Source organism: Streptomyces sp. NPDC102360 (assembly GCF_044766085.1).
Classification (GTDB): domain Bacteria; phylum Actinomycetota; class Actinomycetes; order Streptomycetales; family Streptomycetaceae; genus Streptomyces.
The window spans coordinates 126249-144338 of sequence record NZ_JBIWLG010000001.1 but is presented as its reverse complement, the minus strand read 5'-3'; the positions used below and the strand labels follow the sequence as shown (position 1 = coordinate 144338).

Genomic DNA, 18090 nt, shown 5'->3' with positions numbered 1-18090 from the left:
GACCGTGCCCGTCAGCTCGCGGTGGGCGGCTGCCCGGCGGTTCTCGGGGCCGTGTAGAGGTGTTCGCCGACCCTCTTGACCAGGCGCGCCATCTCGTAGGCGACGAGCCCGATATCGGCGGTGCCGGTGCTCAGGACAGCGAGGCAGGAACCGTCGCCTGCGGCCGCCACGAAGAGGAAACCTTCATCCATCTCGACCATGGTCTGCCGCACCCCGCCCACGCCGAAGTGCCGCCCCGTGCCCTTGGCGAGGCTGTTGAAGCCGGAGGCGACGGCCGAGAGGTGTTCGGCGTCCTCCCTGCGCAGGCCGCTGGAGCCGCCGACGGCGAGCCCGTCGTTGGAGAGGATCACGGCATGCCGCAGTTCGGGCACTCGAAGCACCAAGTCATCAAGGAGCCAGTCGAGTTCGCCGGAACCATGGGCCGTGCCCGTGGTACTCGATTCCTTGATCATGCGCGATCTCCTTCATGGGTGTCGGGGCCGGGCGGACGGCCACCGCCTCTGGCCCAGCCGTCCCGGAAGGAGGCCATCCGGGCCCGGACCTGTTCGGGGGTGCGCTCGTCCGGTGCGGGTACGCGCGCGGGGGACGCCGGTTCGGGCGGCCGCTCGCGCAGTTGGGGCGCGAGGCTGGCCTGGCGTACGCGGTGTGGGAGGCCGTCGGGGGGTGGGGCCGTGTCGTTGCCGGGGTGCTCGGGATGTTCAGGGGGCGCGGGCTCCGGCGGAGTGCGCAGGCGCAGCGCGGTGACGCCCGGCGGGTGCCGGGGGCTTTCGGGCTCCGCAGAGGGGGCGAGCGCCGCGCGGGGTGGCTGCGCGGGGACGGGGTGGCTGTCGTTCATCGGCGCTGCTTCGGGCTTGGGCACGCGCGCGTAGCGGCGCTCTTCCTGGGACAGTTGGTGTGTGTCATGGGTGCTCGGCCCGATCTCGCCGTCCTTGTGCAGCAAGGCGGTGGGCAGGAGGACGACGGCGGTGGTGCCCCCGTACGGGGACGTACGCAGGTGCACCTTGATGTCGTGGCGTTTGGCGAGCCTGCTGACCACGAAGAGGCCGAGCTGGTCGCTGTCGAACAGGTCGAGGGTTTCCGCGTGCCCGATGCGCTGGTTGGCCTCGGCGAGGCTCTCCTTGCCCATGCCGAGGCCGCGGTCCTCGATCTCGATCGCGTAGCCGTTGCCGACGGGCTCGCCGCTGATCCGCACCTTGGTGTGCGGGGGCGAGAACTGGGCGGCGTTCTCGACGAGTTCGGCCACCAGGTGGGTGAGGTCGGCGACGGCGGCGCCCGACACCTGGGCGGCGGAGAGGTGGCGCACCTCCACGCGCGCGTAGTCCTCGATCTCGGAGACCGCGGCCCGCACGACGTTCGTCAGCGGGACGGGCTGTCGCCAGGCGCGACCCGGCGCGGCTCCGGAGAGGATGATCAGGCTCTCCGCGTGGCGGCGCATCCTTGTGGTGAGGTGGTCGAGCCGGAACAGGTCGCCGAGTTCGCTCGGGTCGTCGGCGCGGCGCTCCATGCTGTCCAGGAGGCCGAGTTGACGGTGGACGAGGACCTGGCTGCGGCGGGCGAGGTTGACGAAGACCCCGGAGATGCCGCTGGCGAGTTCGGCGCGCTCCACGGCGGCGTACAGGGCCGCGCGGTGCACGGTGGTGAGCGCCTCGGACACCTGGCCCGTCTCGTCCTCCGCGGGCGGGCCCTGGGGCGCTTCGGCCGCCACGTCGATCTCGTCGCCGGCCCGCAGCCTGCGCATGGTGTCGGGCAGTTTGCGGCGGGCGATCTCCAATGCGGTGTTGCGCAGGCTGACCAGTTCGACGACGAGGCCGCGGCCGATGCGCACGGAGATCACCAGTGAGGCCGCCACGGCGACGAGTCCGAGCAGGACGGCCGCTCCCGCAGGGGTGAGCAGCCCGCGGGTGAGCGGGTCCGCGCGAACCGCGGCGCCGCGTGCGGCGTCCGTCTCGATGGCACGCATTCGGCCCTGTACGGTCGCGTACGCCGTGTTCCAGGAGTCGGCGGACGCGGCGGCGAGTGCCTTCCCGCCCGGTTCCGCGATGAGGGTGCGGTCCTCTACGGCGCGCACGTCGCCGTAGGCGCGACCTGCCGCCAGGCGCTTCCAGGCGGCTCGTTCGGGCCCACGCAAGTCCCTCGCGGCCGTGCCGATCAGGTTCCCGCGGGTCTCCACCGCGCCCGTGAACAGCCGCAGCCGCTGGCCGTCCAGGGAACCGGCAAGGCGTGCACCGACGAGCACCGCGTTCGCCCGGGCGAGCATCTCGCCGGAGCGGCCGAACTCCAGGAGCACGCGCGCGTCGGAGCCGAGTTCGGAGTCCTGGATGCCGGTGAGTGAACCGCTGACCGCGAAGGCGCTGTCGACGGTCCTGGTGTACTGCCCGTACGCGTCGTCCCAACCGGTGCGCCGCTCGCGTACTGCCTTGCGCACGCTTCGTAGGTGCTCAACGCCGTCGACGAACGACTCCAGTCGGCCTGCCACCGCACGCGGGAGGTCCGCTCCGTCCGCGACCGTGCCGTCCTTGCCGATACGCAGGGCGGAGACGACGCGGTCGGTGGTGGCGGCGCGCCGTGTGAGGTCGTCGCCGCGGCCCGCGGTGGGTTCGGTGGCGTAGGAGACGGCTGCGGTGCGCTCGGCCTGCAGGGCGGCCACGGCCGCGCCCACGGGGGCGCGCACCGCCTCGTCGACCCGCTGCAACTGCCGCAGCCGTGCGACGTCCTGGGCGGTGCTCACGGTGGCGAAGGCCCACAGGGCGATCAGCGAGACGACGGGCACCATCAGGAGGCAGATGATTTTCGCCCGGACCGTACGCGGACGCAGATTCACGGTTCCGCCACGCGCGGGGGGCGCCCCGCGGGGCTCCGGCTCCACGAGGACGTCTTCGTCTGCGGGCAGCCCGGCGTGCGCACGCCGTCCGCGCGCGGGGGCCGAACTCTCGTGCACGGGGCCGGAGCCGGGGGTTCTGCGGGGCGGGCGCATGGCCTCCTCGATCGGGGTCGGGGCACCTCCGCGCTGGCGGTGCCGTGCCGGTGGCTGTGCGGTCAGGGAGTCTGGTGCTCCAGCGGGCGCTGCGCCGACGTGGAGGCCTCCCGTTCGTCCGCCGTCGGGGACAGCGCGACGAACGCCGAGGTCAGGAAGAGGTAGGAGCCGAGCCCCACTGCCAGCGGGAAGATGAACTGCATCGGTGTGGCCCCGGCGAGCTCCGCCGCGGAGGGGCTCACCCGCACGCTCACCGCCATCATCCCGGTGTAGTGCATGCTGCTCACGGCGCCGCCCATGACGAGGGAGGCGACCGCGACGGCGCCCGGCGACTTGATGTTGAGGGCGGCCCACAGCGCGGCGGTCGCCGCGACGACGGCGATCACCACGGAGAGGGCGACCAGCAGCGGGTCATAGCCGACCTGCCCGTGCAGGCGCAGGGCCGCCATCCCCAGGTAGTGCATGCTGGCCACGCCGATGCCCGTGGTCAGGCCGCCCAGGACCAGCGCGCCCCCGCGCCCGCGGTGATGGCCCACCGCGAAGACGCCGACACCGACGACGGTCACCGCGACGACCAGGCTGAGGATGGTCAGCGGAACGTTGTAACGGATCTCGGTGCCGGTGACGGTGAACCCGAGCATCGCCACGAAGTGCATGGTCCAGATGCCGGTGCCGATGGCGGAGGCGGCGGTGAGCAGCCAGTTGCGCCGAGCGCGCCCCGTGGTGTTCAGGGCACGCACGGTGCAGCGCAGTCCGAGCGCGGCGCCGATGCAGGCCATCGCGTACGACAGCACGGGGGTAAGCCAGCCGAAGGCGGCGTGGTCCAGGTGTCCCATGGGTCAGGGACGGTATGCCGATGGGGGCGTACAACAGGGGCGCAGTTCGAAAGGTTTCGGAATACGGAGGAGATACGGTTCGGAACGGTCGCCGGAGAGTCGAACATGCGCACCGCACGTGCATGCGATGTCTTCGACGGAGGTTCGACGGAGAAGGGGACCTTTCGATCCCGTGTCCCCCACTCGTGTCACAGGACGCGCCTGGGCGCCACTGTCAGTGCGCTGCGCAATCATGGTGCACATGAGCGATGACGCCACGCGTGTGCAGGAGTTCTTCACGGCCAGAGCCGCGGACTGGGACACCCGTTTCCCCGACGACGGCCCGGCCTACGCGTCCGCGGTGGCCGCGTTGGGGCTGCGTCCCGGAAGCCGTGTGCTCGACGCCGGGTGTGGCACGGGGCGGGCGCTGTCGCCGCTGCGCGCGGCCGTGGGGCCCTCCGGCGTGGTCCTGGGCGCCGACCTGACAGCGGCCATGCTGGAGCGGGCCGTACGCGCCGGCAGGGACGCCGAGGGGCGGTTGCTGCTCACGGACGTGGCCCGGCTGCCGCTGCGCACAAGCGTGCTGGACGCGGTGTTCGGGGCCGGGCTCATCTCGCACCTGCCGCAACCGGCCGCGAATCTGCGCGAGTTGGCGCGCGTGGTGCGCCCCGGCGGGCTGCTCGCACTGTTCCACCCGATCGGCCGGGCCGCCCTCGCTGCCCGCCACGGCCGCGCGCTCACGCCAGACGACCTGCGCGCCGAGCCCAACCTGCGCCCGCTCCTCGCCGCCGCCGGCTGGCGCATGACCTCGTACGCCGACGAGGACGAACGCTTCCTGGCACTCGCGGTGCGGGAGGGGGACTGAGCCACGCCACGGTCAAGGACCTGAGAACCGGGGCCCACTGAGCGCCACCGCGCGGGATCCGCTCCGGATCCGGGTCTGTCACCATGGCCGCAACTGCCCGACACACGTTGGCGGTTACTGGCAGGGGGACGGTGGCGTCCATGATCGATCGGGTCCGCAAGGCGTGGAGGACGTGGCGCGAGAACGGCGGCACGCCGAGCAGGAGAGAGCGTGCGCACAATCTCTTCGAGGCGGCTGCCGCCTACGTGGTGGCGTGCGTCGAGGACGACCAGGATCGTGCCGACGAGGCGGCGGGCTGGGTCGAGCCGAGCGCGCTGGCCTTCGGGGTCAACGAGCTTGCCTGCAGGGCCGTCATCGCCCTCGCACGGGAACGCGACGAGCCGCCGCGAACCGTCGCCCGCACCCTCCTCGGGCTGCCCGCCGGCTGACCCACACGCGCGGGGCACACACATCGGGCACGGAATGTCGACACTTTGCTCACGACAGGGCTACAGGAGCTGAGCCGCTGCCGATTTTCCTGGTCATCGACCATGGACCCCCCTGTACGGCACCGTCGGGCACTGGCTAAGGTCTCGCCGGTGGAACGAAGTTCAGGGGAGGCGGGCGTGGCCGGAGTGGACGAAGCGGCGGTCGAAGGGGACGACGCGCTGTACGTGCTGACGGCGGTGTTGCTGACACCTGCGAAGTTCCCGAGCGTGCTCGGCGACGACTACCCGGAGGCCTGCGGGGCCCTGGGGCTCGCGCCGCTGGCCGAGGGATACGGCCTGGTGCTCGGCCAGGACGGGCAGGGCGCCCGCTGGACCGTCGTGGTCGACGACGTGTCGCTGGTCGCCGTCGCCATCGCGTCGTGGGACTGCGGCATGGAGTACGAACTCTCGCCCGACGAGAACAGCATGGTCGCCGCGCTGCCGGGCTGGCCGCTCGCGCTCTCCGTGGCGGCCCCGGACGTCCCCGCGCCGCACGATCCCGAGCCCGACCCCGAGTACGCCGACACACCGCCGCTGACGCCGCCCGACACGGAGACGTGGGGCCCGGCCCAACGGCGCCTGGGTGCGGACGAGATAGCCCTTCAGTGGGCCGTGTGGCGGGAACAGCTCGACGACTCCCAGTTCGCCACGGAGCAGGACGCCGAGGCGCCTCAGGACGGCGAGGCGACGGAGGGCGACGCGGCGGAGGACGGGCCGAGCGGGACGCGGACCGGCATCCGGCGGGTCCTCTCGGAGGTCCGCGGGTACGTGGACGCACCGCCGCCGCTGGGCCGCGTGCGCTCCGCGTTCGCCTCCGGCGACGCCCGGACGCTGCGCGCCGACGGGCCCGGCTGGTCGATGGTCGCGCGGACCGACGACATCGCCTTCGTACTCCTCGACGACGAGCCCGGCGAAGTGCTGCCGGTCGGCCGCGGCCGGGAGCTGCCGAGCCTGCTCGAAGCACTGGACAAGATGGCCGTACGCCCTACGTGAACCGCCGGAGCCGCACGGGACGTTCGCGCCCCGCGCGGCTCCGACCGTTCCGAGGCCCCTCAGCGGCCCAGCTCCTTGCGCGAGACGCGCCGCAGCCTGCGCCGCTGCGAGGGGTCCAGCATCAGGTACGCGGCGGCGGGCGCGCCCAGCACGATGAGCAGGGCCGCCCACCAGGGCAGCCAGATCAGCAGGATGATGCCGACCGCCACACCTCCCGCGGCGATCTTCGCGTTCTTCGACATGTGTGTGGCCTCCTTCGGGGCGGCCCGCCCTCGCCTGAGTGGAGCGGACCCGCCTCTGCTGTGAGAAACGGGCCCACGTCGCCCGCAGTTCCGTCGCGTGACCCTGAGACATCCCTGATTTCACGCCCCCGCACACGGCGGGGAGGTCGTCAGATATCGGCCCTCAGCGGCTCTCCCACTTCATACATGTGGCGCAGCGCCTGGCGGTAGGAGTCGACAAGCCCTGTCTCCACGAAGGGGATGCCGAGATCGCGGCAGTGGGCCTTCACCATGGGCTGGGCGAGGCGCAGGTGGGGCCGGGGCATGCTCGGGAACAGGTGGTGCTCGATCTGGTAGTTGAGGCCGCCGAGGAACCAGTCGGTGAGTGGGCCGCCCTTGATGTTGCGTGAGGTGAGGACCTGGCGGCGCAGGTGGCCCCACTTGTCGTCATCCGGGTCGGGCATCTCCATGCCCTTGTGGTTGGGGGCGAACGCCATACCCAGATGCAGCCCGAACAGGGCCTGGTGGAGGGCCGCGAAGACGAGCGCGTGGCCGAGCGACATGGTCGTGAGGAGCAGGGTGAGGTAACCGGCCACGTGGGCGACCAGGAACGCGCCCTCCACGAGTCGTTCCCGGCCGCCCTGGCGGCGCAGGTCCTGGAATCCGGAGATCTTCAGGGCGAGGCCCTCGAGCAGGGTGAGCGGGAAGAAGAGCCAGGCCTGGTGGCGGGTGAGCCAGCCGCGGAACCCCGCGCGAGTGGCGGCCTGTTTGCTGGTGAAGACCAGCACGTCGGCGGCGACGTCGGGATCCTTCTCAATGTGGTTCGGATTGGCGTGGTGGCGGTTGTGCTTGTCGTTCCACCAGGAGTAGCTCATACCGAGCAGGAGATTGCCGTGGACCAGGCCGATCAGCCGGCTCACCGAGCGGTTCCCGGTGATCTGGGCATGGCCCGCGTCATGTCCGACGAAGGCGGTGCGTGCGCACAGCGCCGCGAGGACCGGCGCGAGGACGAGCACCCACCACGAGCCGCCAATGAGGGCCATGCCCGTGACGACGGCGCCCAGACAGAGGCCGTTGACCGCGATGGTGCGCACGTACCAGCCGGTGCGCCGCTCCAGCAGCCCCTGCCCCTTGATGGCGCGCAGCAGTGGCGTGAACTCACTTCCCCCTTCAGGGGAGGCCGGCCTGGTGGCGGGTTCCGGCAGGGTTCCGACGGCCGAGGGCATGACGGTCTCCGGTCTGTGGTGGGTGAGGTCGATGCGGCGGGCTACGCGTCGCCCGACCACTAGGAACCTATGGATCACGGGCCTTGATCGGCCATGGCGCCACCACCCGAGTACCGCCGTGGTTCACCCCACCTCGACAGGGGGGTAAGCCCCACCCTTAAGGGTCAGGTGATTCAGATCACGACATTTGGAGGCGCGTCCGACTGATCCGGGGGTGTACCCTCGGCGCCTCCAGGGTGAGTAGTCAAGTTTGATGAATACGAGGACGTCGCCATCTCCGAGCACACCCACACCGCTCCGCCCACCCCCACCGAGATCACCGAACTCGCGCGCTGTGGCGTCGTGTTCACCCCCGCCGACCCGGCCCGCACGTCCACCGTGGCCTTCTGGCGACCCGAAGGCGGGGAGCCACCGCTACCGGACGCGGGCACCCGCAGCGAGTTGCGCCTCGCGCTGCCCGGCGAGGACGCCGTGGAGCCGGTGACCGTACCGGCCGTCACCCTGCCCGTGCGCGCCGCGCTGCCGGTGCTCACCCGCGCGCGTACCACCGCGGACGCCGACCCGACGGCGACCTTCTGGGGCACGGCCGGCCTCCTGGCACTCCAACTCGTCGCCCGTGGGCTGCTGTTGCCGGGGGTGAGCGCCGAAGGCCACGACGCGTGGCGCGCAGGCCCGCTGGGGGCCGGCGATCTCGACCGGGTCAGGGAACTGGCCGCCGCGATGCCGCCCGAGGCGCACGCCGCGCCGCTGGACGGGAGCGAACCGCCGCGCCTGCACGCCCCGGAACGGCTGCTGCGCGACTTCCTTGACGCCGTGGCCGACGCCCTGCCGCGCTCCCCCGCCGCCGCGCACGCAGCCGGAGCACCGGCGTTCGCGGCGCGGGAACCGCAACGGGTGCCCGAGCTGCGCCCCTGGGCGGGGGATGTCGCGGCGGGGCTCGACGCGGGCGTGCGGATCTCGCTGCGTGTGGAGGTCCCCGGACTCGAAGAGATCGCGGACGACGAGCCCCGCGTCCCGTTCCGCGCGGTGCTTCAGCTGCACAGCGTCAGCGATCCCACGTTGGTCGCGGATGCGGAACACGTGTGGGCCGGGGCCGGCGCCTCGGGGCGGGCCTTCGGCGACCGGGCCCGTATGGACGCGTTGTTGGCCCTGCGCCGCGCCACGCGCGCGTGGGCACCGCTCGCGCCGTTGCTCTCCGCGGCCGTGCCGGACGCCGTCGAACTCGCCGACGAGGAGGTCACGGAGCTGCTCGGTGACGGCGCGCGGGCGCTGTCCGCGGCCGGCGTCGAGGTGCACTGGCCCAAGGAACTGGCCCGCAAGTTGACGGCCCGTGCGGTGATCGGCCCGGCGGACGGAGAGGGCGAGGGCGCCGACGGCCTGTCCTCCGACGCCCCGTCCTTCCTGTCCGCCGACGCCCTGCTGGCGTTCGACTGGCGGTTCGCCCTCGGCGGCCAGGAGTTGAGCCGCGCGGAGCTGGACGTGCTCGCCGAGGCGAACCGTCCCGTCGTACGGCTGCGCGACCAGTGGGTGCTGATCGACCCGTCGGAGGCTCGCCGCGCCCGCTCCCACCATGACCGCAAGGTCACTCCGGTCGACGCGCTGAGCGCCGTTCTCACGGGCTCGACGGAGGTCGATGGCCGCCGGGTCGACGTGCGGCCCACGGGCTGGCTCACGGCCCTGCGGGACCGCCTCGCCGACGACATGGGCATGACGCCGGTCGGCCAACCGGCCGCGCTCGACGCCGACTTGCGCGACTACCAACTGCGCGGGCTCAACTGGCTCGCCCACATGACCTCGCTGGGCCTCGGCGCCTGCCTCGCCGACGACATGGGCCTCGGCAAGACGATCACGCTGATCGCGCTGCACCTGCACCGCCAGAGCTCCCCGGAGAGCGCGGGGCCGACGCTCGTGGTCTGCCCGACGTCACTGATGGGCAACTGGCAGCGCGAGATCGAAAGGTTCGCGCCCGGCACTCCCGTACGCCGCTTCCACGGCGGGCGGCGCTCCCTGGAGGATCTCGCCGACGGCGAGTTCGTGCTCACCACCTACGGCACGATGCGCCTCGACGCCGCCCAACTCGGCACCGCGTCCTGGGGAATGCTCGTCGCCGACGAGGCGCAGCACGTGAAGAACCCCTACTCGGCGACGGCCAAGGAGCTGCGCACCATCGGCGCACGCGCACGCGTGGCGCTCACCGGCACCCCGGTCGAGAACAACCTCTCCGAGCTGTGGGCCCTGCTCGACTGGACGACGCCCGGCCTCCTGGGCCGCCTCGGCACCTTCCGTACGCGCTACGCCCAGGCGATCGAGGGCGGCAAGGACCCGGCGGCCGCGGAGCGGCTCGCCAAACTCGTGTCGCCCTTCTTGTTGCGTCGGCGCAAATCGGATCCCGGCATCGCACCGGAGCTGCCGCCCAAGACCGAGACCGATCGCGCGGTGTCCCTCACCGCCGAACAGGCGGGCCTCTACGAGGCCGTGGTCCGCGAGACGCTCGCGGAGATCTCCGGGGCCGCAGGATTCGAACGGCGCGGGCTGATCGTCAAGCTCCTCACCGGCCTCAAGCAGATCTGCAACCACCCGGCGCAGTACCTCAAGGAGGACAAGCCGCGCATCACCGGCCGCTCCGGCAAGCTGGAACTCCTCGACGAGCTGCTGGACACGATCCTGGCCGAGGACGCCGGCGTGCTGGTCTTCACCCAGTACGTACAGATGGCCCGCCTTGTGGAACGGCATCTGGCGGCCCGCGGCATCCCGGTGATGTTCCTCCACGGAGGCACCCCGGTCGCGGAGCGCGAGGCCATGGTGCGACGCTTCCAGGAGGGCGAGGTCCCCGTGTTCCTGCTCTCGTTGAAGGCCGCGGGCACGGGACTCAACCTCACGCGCGCGGAGCACGTCGTGCACTACGACCGCTGGTGGAACCCGGCCGTGGAGGCGCAGGCCACCGACCGCGCGTACCGCATCGGGCAGACCAGGCCGGTGCAGGTGCACCGGCTGATCGCCGAGGGCACGATCGAGGACCGCATCGCACAGATGCTGGTCCGCAAGCAGGAGTTGGCGGACGCGGTGCTCGGCTCCGGCGAGGCGGCGCTGACCGAACTCACCGACGCGGAACTGGCGGATCTGGTCGAGTTGCGAGGGGGCACCCGATGAGCCACACGGAAGATGAGATGCGCACGTTCGCGGCGCTGCCGCCCGCGCGCGGGCGTGCCTTCGCCCAGACCTGGTGGGGGCAGGCCTGGTTGAAGGCCCTGGAGGACACCGCACTCGACACCGCGCAGCTGAAGGCGGGGCGCCGCCTCGCGCGCGCGGGAGCGGTGGGTGCGGTGTCGGTGCGGCCGGGCCGCATCACCGCGGTGGTGGAGGACCGCGGCGGCGCCACCCACCGCTCGGACGTGCTGCTGCAGTGCCTGGACGAGGATGAGTGGGACGGCTTCCTGACGATGGCGGCCGAGCGGGCCGGGCACATCGCGGCGCTCCTGGACCGCGACATGCCGCCGCACCTCGTGGAGGACGCCTCGGCCTCGGGTGTGGAACTCCTGCCGGGGATCGGCGACTTGGAGCCGCGCTGCGACTGCGACGCCTGGGACCACTGCTCGCACACGGCGGCGCTGAGCTATCAGCTCGCCCGCCTTCTGGACCAGGATCCGTTCGTGCTGCTCCTGCTGCGTGGGCGCGGCGAGCGCGCGTTGCTCGACGAGCTTCAGGTGCGCAGCACCGTACGCGGCGAACCGGAGGCGCCGCGCGAGGACCGGGAGACCGAGGGTGTGGACGCGGCAGAGGCGTACGCGTCGGCGATCGTGCTGCCGCCGCTGCCCGGCCCTCCTCCGCTGCCCGACGAGCCCGGCCTGCCGCCGTCGCTCGACACGGAGACACCGGCGCCCGCGGGCACGGACGTCGAGGCGCTCGGCTTCCTCGGCGCGCAGGCGGCGGCCGAGGCACACCGGCTGCTCGCGGAGGCGCTGTCTCCGGGCCACGAACAGCGGGCCGCCCTGCCAGAGTTGACCGTTTCGCAGGACGCCGTACGCCTGGCCTCCGCGTCCCCCGTGCGGCACATCCGGGAACGGCTCGCGGAGGTCGGTGGCCGCGGCCGGGAGGGCCTGACGCTCGCCGTGCAGGCCTGGGAGTACGGGGGCACCGCCGCACTCGACGTACTGGACGAGGAGTGGGCTCCGGACGCGGAGTGCCTGGCACGCGCGCGTGCCGCGCTCGACGCGGCCTGGGACGACGGCGAGCGCCCCGACCTCAAGGCCGCCCGCGGCCGCTGGAGCACCGCCGACGGGCAGGCGCAGGTGCGGATCGGCCGGGACGGGCGCTGGTGGCCTTACCGCAAGCAGCGCGGCCGCTGGACCCCTGCCGGACCGGCGGCGTCCGACCCCGCCTCCGCGCTGGCCGGCGCCCTGGGCGCCACCGACGCGTAGGCGAGGACGGGAGTTCGCCGACAGACCCTGAAGCCTGTCTTGTGGATCAGGCCGGGCTCGCGGGGCCTGATCCACACGACAGGCCCTAGCGGATCGGCATGCCCGAGAGGGTGCGGGCGATGACCAGGCGCTGGATCTCGCTCGTGCCCTCGAAGATCGTGTAGATCGCGGCGTCGCGGTGCATGCGCTCCACGGGGTATTCGCGCGTGAAGCCGTTGCCGCCGAGGATCTGGACGGCCTGGGCGCTGACCTTCTTGGCGGTCTCGCTCGCGAACAGCTTGGACATGGAGCCCTCGGCGTTCTCGAACTTCTTGCCCGTGGACGCCATCCAGGAGGCACGCCACACCAGGAGGCGCGCGGCGTCGATCTGGGTGCGCATGTCGGCGAGCTGGAAGGCCACGCCCTGGTTGTCGATGATCGGGCGGCCGAACTGCTCGCGCGTCTTCGCGTACTCCAGAGCCTCCTCGTAGGCGGCGCGGGCCGTGCCGACCGCCATGGCACCGACGGCGGGACGCGAGGCCTCGAAGGTGGCCATCGCGGCGTTCTTCACGCGCTCGCCGCCCTTCTTGGCCTTCTCGCGCGAGCGGGCGAGGCGCTCGTCGAGCTTGTCCTTGCCGCCGAGCAGGCAGGAACCGGGAACGCGGACGTTCTCCAGGACGACCTCGGCGGTGTGCGAGGCGCGGATGCCGTGCTTCTTGAACTTCTGGCCCTGGGACAGGCCCGGGGTGTTCGGCGGCACGATGAAGGAGGCGTGCCCCTTCGAGCCGAGCTCCGCGTCCACGGAGGCGACGACCACGTGGACGTTGGCGATGCCGCCGTTCGTCGCCCACGTCTTGGTGCCGTTCAGGACCCACTCGTCCTTGGCCTCGTCGTAGACGGCACGCGTGCGCATGGCGGCGACATCGGAGCCCGCGTCCGGCTCGGAGGAGCAGAAGGCGGCCACCTTCACGTCGTTCACGTCGCCGTACATCTGCGGGATCCAGGTGCCGATCTGCTCCTCGGTGCCGTTGGCGAGGACGCCCACCGCGGCGAGGCCCGTGCCGACGATGGACAGGCCGATGCCCGCGTCGCCCCAGAACAGCTCCTCCATGGCCATCGGGATGCCGAGGCCCGACGGGTCGAAGAACTGCTGCGCGTAGAAGTCCAGGGAGTAGATTCCGAGCTTGGCCGCTTCCTGGATGACCGGCCAGGGGGTCTCCTCGCGCTCGTCCCACTCGGCGGCCGCGGGGCGGATCACATCGGCGGCGAAGCCGTGCAGCCAGTCCCGCACTTCCTTCTGCTCGTCGTTGAGATCCATGGTGAACTCGGCCATAACCCCTCCAGGGCGCACGCAATACTGTGTTACTTAAGGTAACTCGAGTCTGTTACTGGCGAGTAGCCCCTGTCAACCTCCGAGTACGCGTTCGATACCGGATGGCCGTCGGGTGTTACCTTTCGCGTGCGTCAGGCAATCGCACGGGGCGGGGAGATTTCATGGAGACCACACAGCGGACCGAGCAGCGCGCGGACCAGCGGTCCGCCGCCGAGCGTCGGCGGCGCGAGCTGCTGGAGGCCGCGGACCGCGTGGTGCTCCGAGAGGGGCCCGGCGCCTCGATGAACGCGATCGCGGCGGAGGCCGGGATCACCAAGCCGATCCTTTACCGGCACTTCGGCGACAAGGGCGGCCTCTACGCCGCGCTCGCCACGCGCCACACGGACGCGCTGCTCGCCTCGCTGCGGGCCGCCCTGGACGCGCCCGCGGAGCGCCGCGAGCGCGTGGAGGCGACGCTCGACACGTACTTGGCGGCGATCGAGGCCCGCCCTCAGGTCTACCGCTTCCTGATGCATCCGTCGGAGGGCTCCCCCGCCGAATCCGGGTTCGACGTCGGACAGCACTCGGCACCACTGCTACGCCGCATGGGCGAGGAACTGGCCGAGGTCATCGAGGAGCGCGTGGACCTCGGCCCCGGCAGCCAGCAGCTCGCGCGCGTCTGGGGGCACGGGATCGTCGGCATGATGCACGCCGCCGGCGACTGGTGGCTGGGCGACCGCCCGTGCGAGCGCGCCGAGTTGGTGCGCGGCCTCGCCGACCTGCTGTGGGGGCGGCTCGCCGCGGCGGGCGACAAGGCGGGCGGCCCCGCCTTCTGACCGGGCCGACTGCGGCCCAACGGCGCACGCAGCCGACGCCACCCCCAGCGGCCCACGCCGCCGACTCCGCCTCAGCGGGTCACGTGGCCCAGGACGCCTTCGCCGCCTGCCGCAGCACCTTCCTGCGTCGCCAGCCGGTGACCCGCTCCGTGTACGTAAGCCCCTCCAAGTGGTCGCACTCGTGCTGGAGGCAGCGGGCGAACCAGCCCGTGCCGTGGATCACCACAGGTTCGCCGCCGAGGTCGTACCCCTCCACGCGCGCGTGGTCGAAGCGGGGCGTGCCCGCCTCGAGGCCGGGGAGCGACAGACAGCCCTCGGGGCCGCGGATCACCTCGCCGTCGGCCTCGACCAGGCGCGGGTTCACGACGTGGCCGACGTGGCGCACATCGTCGTCATCCTCACAGTCGAAGACGAAGACCCGCAGGCCCTCGCCGACCTGGTTCGCGGCGAGGCCCACGCCCTGCGCCGCGTACATCGTGGCGAACATGTCCTCGACCAGGCGCGCGAGGGCCTGGCCGAAGTCCGTTACCTGCGCGCAGGGTTGGTGCAGCACGGTTTCACCGAGCAGGGTCAGGGGTCGTACGCGCCCTGAGGCGCCCGGGATCGAGCCGTGTCGCATGCCGGTAAGGGTACGGTCCTGTGCGCACCACGAAGCGCTGGTGGTGCCGCTGTTCGGGCTTGTCAGAGTATCTCGATAGGCTGAGCCCATAAACGATGCCGGGGGCAGGCGCGGCGCCGTACGCAAGGAGGACCCAGGAAGATGGCAGGCAACTCGGAGCCGATGTCTCCGCGCGCCAAGCTGGCCGTGACGGCCGGCCGGGCCGCGGCCGCTGTGTCGCGGGCGGCGGGCCGCGGCAGCGGATCAGTGATCGGGGGCAAGGTCGCGCTGCGATTCGACCCCGAGCTGCTCGCGCGGGTCGCCCAGCACCTGGACGTGGTGCTCGTCTCGGCCACGAACGGCAAGACGACGACCACACGACTGCTCGCGGAGGCGCTGCGCGCCAGCGGCCCCGTCGTGTCGAACGCGCTGGGGGCGAACATGCCCGCGGGCATCACCTCCGCCCTGGCCGGCGGCGGCGACGCCAAGTACGGCGTGATCGAGGTCGACGAGAAGTACCTGGTCGGCGTCGCCCGCGACACCGACCCGAAGGCGATCGCACTGCTCAACCTCTCGCGCGACCAGCTGGACCGCGCGGGCGAGACCCGCATGCTCGCCGAGAAGTGGCGCGAGGGCCTGTCCGGTTCGAAGGCCATCGTGATCGCGAACGCGGACGACCCGCTGATCGTCTGGGCCGCCTCCTCCTCGCCGAACGTGGTGTGGGTAGCGGCGGGCCAGGAGTGGAAGGACGACGCCTGGTCCTGCCCGGCGTGCGGCGGCGTGATGCAGCGCCCCGGCGACGACTGGTTCTGCGGCGAGTGCGGCTTCCGCCGCCCGCTCGCGAGCTGGGCCCTCCAGGGCGACCACGTCATCGACCCGCACGGCTCCGCCTGGCCGATCAACCTCCAGCTACCGGGTCGCGCCAACAAGGCGAACGCGGCGACGTCCGCGGCCGCGGCCGCCTGCTTCGGGGTGCCCCCGCAGGTCGCTCTGGAGCGCATGTACCAGGTGCAGGCGGTGGCGGGCCGCTACGACGTCGTGCAGTTCCAGGACCGCGACCTGCGGCTGCTGCTCGCCAAGAACCCGGCGGGCTGGCTCGAAACGTTCACTCTGATCGACCCGCCGCCGACCCCGGTGATCCTCTCGGTGAACGCGCGGGGCGCCGACGGCACCGACACCTCCTGGCTGTGGGACGTCGACTACACGCGCCTGGCCGGGCACCCGATCTGCGTGATCGGCGACCGCCGGCTCGACCTCGCGGTGCGGCTCGAGGTCGCGGGCCTGGACTTCCGGGTCTGCGAAACGCTCGACGAGGCCGTGCAGATGTCGCCCCCGGGACGCATCGAGCTGATCGCCAACTACACCGCGTTCCAGGACGTCCGCCGCCGCGTGGGCAACTGAGCCCCGCCCCTCCGGCCAGTACGAGCCCAGCGAAGGATCATGAGCATGAGTGACAACAGCCTGCGTCTCGTGTGGGTCTACCCCGACCTCCTGAGCACCTACGGCGACCAGGGCAACGTCCTGGTGGTGGAGCGCCGCGCCCAGCAGCGCCGCCTCCAGGTCGAGCGCTACGACGTACGCAGCGACCAGCCGGTGCCGACCTCCGGCGACATCTACCTCATCGGCGGCGGCGAGGACCGTCCGCAGCGCCTCGCGGCGGAGCGGCTGCGCCGCGACGGCGGACTGCAGCGCGCGGTGGCCAACGGCGCGATCGTCTTCTCCGTGTGCGCCGGCTACCAGATCCTCGGCCACGAGTTCGTGAACGACCTCGGTGAGCGCGAGTCCGGGCTCGGCCTGCTCGACGTCGTCTCGACGCGCGGTGAGGGCGAGCGCTGCGTCGGTGACGTACTGGGCGACATCGACCCGTCGTTGGGCCTGCCGGAGCTGACCGGCTTCGAGAACCACCAGGGCGTCACGCACCTCGGCCCCACCGCGCGGGCCTTCGCCCGCACCCGGATGGGCAAGGGCAACGGCACGGGGGACGGCACCGAAGGCGCCTTCAACGACACCGTTTTCGGCACGTACATGCACGGGCCGGTCCTCGCGCGCAATCCGCAGATCGCCGACCTGCTGATCAAGCTGGCGCTCGACGTGAACGCACTGCCGCCGGTGAACGACCGCTGGTACGAGGAGCTCAGGAACGAGCGGATCTCGGCGGCCACGACGCAGCCGGCGTAAGCACGGCCGCAGGCCCTTCGGTGCACGTCCGCGCCCATGTGAGCGGGCCGGTCCACCAGTCGGACGCCCCGTGCGGACGGGCCCCCGGACGCCGATAAGGTACGGGGGTCCAGCCGGACGGCGTGGTCCGGCCAACGGCCCACGTTTGCAAAGGTAATCCGGGCTTATGCGTATTGGTGTCCTCACCTCCGGCGGAGACTGCCCCGGTCTGAACGCCGTGATCCGTTCGGTCGTGCACCGTGCCGTCGTCGACCACGGCGACGAGGTCATCGGCTTCCACGACGGGTGGAAGGGCCTGCTCGAGTGCGACTACCGCAAGCTGGACCTCGACGCGGTGGGCGGCATCCTCGCCCGCGGCGGCACCATCCTCGGCTCCTCCCGCGTACAGCCCGCGCATCTGCGCGACGGCATCGAGCGGGCCAAGGAGCACGTCGCGGACCTCGGTCTCGACGCGATCATTCCGATCGGCGGCGAGGGCACCCTGAAGGCGGCCCGCCTCCTCTCGGACAGCGGCCTCCCGATCGTCGGCGTACCGAAGACGATCGACAACGACATCGCTGTCACCGACGTGACCTTCGGCTTCGACACGGCCGTCGGCGTCGCCACCGAGGCGCTCGACCGCCTCAAGACCACCGCCGAATCGCACCAGCGCGTGCTGATCGTCGAGGTCATGGGCCGGCACACCGGCTGGATCGCGCTGCACTCCGGCATGGCCGCGGGCGCGCACGCCGTCGTCGTCCCCGAGCGCCCCTTCGACGTCGAGGAACTGGCCGCGAAGGTCGGTGAGCGCTTCGAGGCGGGCAAGAAGTTCGCGATCGTCGTCGCCGCCGAGGGCGCCAAGCCGCGCGCGGGATCGATGGCGTTCGACGAGGGCGCCAAGGACGTCTACGGCCACGAGCGCTTCGCCGGCATCGCCCGGCAGCTCTCCGTGGAGCTGGAGCAGCGCCTCGGCAAGGAGGCCCGACCGGTGATCCTCGGCCATGTCCAGCGCGGCGGCACCCCCACCGCGTACGACCGTGTGCTCGCCACGCGCTTCGGCTGGCACGCCGTGGAAGCCGTGCACCGCGGGGAGTTCGGCAAGATGACCGCGCTGCGTGGCACCGACATTCTGATGGTGCCGTTGGCCGAGGCCGTGGAGACCCTGAAGACGGTGCCGGACGAGCGGTACGCCGAAGCCGAGTGCGTGCTCTGATCCACACCCCGCCCGA

General features: G+C 72.0%; 16 protein-coding genes. 9 read left to right on the top strand and 7 right to left on the bottom strand.

Annotated features, from left to right (window positions below; all coding sequences use genetic code 11):
- Positions 1–11: 11 nt before the first annotated feature.
- From ACIRHA_RS00700 to ACIRHA_RS00690, 3 genes are all read right to left on the bottom strand, one after another.
- Positions 12–452 (bottom strand): roadblock/LC7 domain-containing protein, encoded by a 441-nt coding sequence (locus ACIRHA_RS00700; protein ID WP_403838327.1) that lies wholly within the window; start codon positions 450–452, stop codon positions 12–14.
- Positions 449–2974, bottom strand: a complete 2526-nt coding sequence (locus ACIRHA_RS00695; RefSeq protein ID WP_403838325.1) for a nitrate- and nitrite sensing domain-containing protein — start codon at positions 2972–2974, stop codon at positions 449–451. Before ACIRHA_RS00695 ends, ACIRHA_RS00700 begins: the two co-directional genes overlap by 4 nt.
- Before the next feature lie 62 nt (positions 2975–3036).
- A complete protein-coding gene (locus tag ACIRHA_RS00690; RefSeq protein ID WP_403838323.1) occupies positions 3037–3810 on the bottom strand; it encodes an MHYT domain-containing protein in 774 nt (257 codons plus the stop codon).
- 241 nt (positions 3811–4051) lie between these two features.
- Between ACIRHA_RS00690 and ACIRHA_RS00685 the strand changes: the two genes are divergently transcribed.
- The 3 genes from ACIRHA_RS00685 (at position 4052) to ACIRHA_RS00675 (ending at position 6114) form a co-directional block, all read left to right on the top strand.
- Complete coding sequence (locus ACIRHA_RS00685; protein ID WP_403838321.1) at positions 4052–4654, top strand: class I SAM-dependent methyltransferase; 603 nt, start codon at positions 4052–4054, stop codon at positions 4652–4654.
- Between the two features lie 140 nt (positions 4655–4794).
- Positions 4795–5082 carry a hypothetical protein gene (locus ACIRHA_RS00680; RefSeq protein ID WP_403838319.1) on the top strand — a complete coding sequence of 96 codons (288 nt, stop codon included), beginning with the start codon at positions 4795–4797 and terminating at the stop codon, positions 5080–5082.
- Positions 5083–5259: 177 nt separating this feature from the next.
- Positions 5260–6114, top strand: a complete 855-nt coding sequence (locus tag ACIRHA_RS00675; RefSeq protein WP_403842037.1) for a hypothetical protein — start codon at positions 5260–5262, stop codon at positions 6112–6114.
- A gap of 59 nt (positions 6115–6173) precedes the next feature.
- On the opposite strand, the gene ACIRHA_RS00670 is transcribed toward ACIRHA_RS00675, so the two are convergent.
- Both ACIRHA_RS00670 and ACIRHA_RS00665 read right to left on the bottom strand, forming a co-directional pair.
- Positions 6174–6356: a hypothetical protein gene (locus tag ACIRHA_RS00670; RefSeq protein WP_326020142.1), complete on the bottom strand. Its 183-nt coding sequence runs from the start codon at positions 6354–6356 to the stop codon at positions 6174–6176.
- A gap of 149 nt (positions 6357–6505) precedes the next feature.
- Positions 6506–7561 (bottom strand): fatty acid desaturase family protein, encoded by a 1056-nt coding sequence (locus ACIRHA_RS00665; RefSeq protein ID WP_403838317.1) that lies wholly within the window; start codon positions 7559–7561, stop codon positions 6506–6508.
- 342 nt (positions 7562–7903) lie between these two features.
- On the opposite strand from ACIRHA_RS00665, the gene ACIRHA_RS00660 reads away from it, so the two are divergent.
- Together ACIRHA_RS00660 and ACIRHA_RS00655 are read left to right on the top strand one after the other, a co-directional pair.
- Complete coding sequence (locus tag ACIRHA_RS00660) at positions 7904–10711, top strand: SNF2-related protein (RefSeq protein WP_403838315.1); 2808 nt, start codon at positions 7904–7906, stop codon at positions 10709–10711.
- Positions 10708–11979, top strand: a complete 1272-nt coding sequence (locus ACIRHA_RS00655; protein ID WP_403838313.1) for an SWF or SNF family helicase — start codon at positions 10708–10710, stop codon at positions 11977–11979. The genes ACIRHA_RS00660 and ACIRHA_RS00655 overlap by 4 nt, the downstream gene beginning before the upstream one ends.
- 85 nt (positions 11980–12064) lie before the next feature.
- On the opposite strand, the gene ACIRHA_RS00650 is transcribed toward ACIRHA_RS00655, so the two are convergent.
- Positions 12065–13291: an acyl-CoA dehydrogenase family protein gene (locus ACIRHA_RS00650; RefSeq protein WP_351331104.1), complete on the bottom strand. Its 1227-nt coding sequence runs from the start codon at positions 13289–13291 to the stop codon at positions 12065–12067.
- Positions 13292–13452: 161 nt separating this feature from the next.
- On the opposite strand from ACIRHA_RS00650, the gene ACIRHA_RS00645 reads away from it, so the two are divergent.
- Positions 13453–14106 carry a TetR family transcriptional regulator gene (locus tag ACIRHA_RS00645; protein ID WP_403838310.1) on the top strand — a complete coding sequence of 218 codons (654 nt, stop codon included), beginning with the start codon at positions 13453–13455 and terminating at the stop codon, positions 14104–14106.
- A gap of 79 nt (positions 14107–14185) precedes the next feature.
- On the opposite strand, the gene def is transcribed toward ACIRHA_RS00645, so the two are convergent.
- Positions 14186–14725, bottom strand: coding sequence for a peptide deformylase (def, locus tag ACIRHA_RS00640; RefSeq protein WP_403838308.1), 540 nt, complete (start codon positions 14723–14725; stop codon positions 14186–14188).
- Between the two features lie 141 nt (positions 14726–14866).
- Between def and ACIRHA_RS00635 the strand changes: the two genes are divergently transcribed.
- From ACIRHA_RS00635 to ACIRHA_RS00625, 3 genes are all read left to right on the top strand, one after another.
- Entirely contained in the window at positions 14867–16105 is a 1239-nt protein-coding gene (locus tag ACIRHA_RS00635) for a MurT ligase domain-containing protein (RefSeq protein WP_403838306.1), read from the top strand.
- Between the two features lie 45 nt (positions 16106–16150).
- Entirely contained in the window at positions 16151–16882 is a 732-nt protein-coding gene (locus ACIRHA_RS00630) for a type 1 glutamine amidotransferase (protein WP_403838304.1), read from the top strand.
- Between the two features lie 166 nt (positions 16883–17048).
- Entirely contained in the window at positions 17049–18074 is a 1026-nt protein-coding gene (locus ACIRHA_RS00625; RefSeq protein ID WP_403838302.1) for a 6-phosphofructokinase, read from the top strand.
- Positions 18075–18090 lie beyond the last annotated feature (16 nt).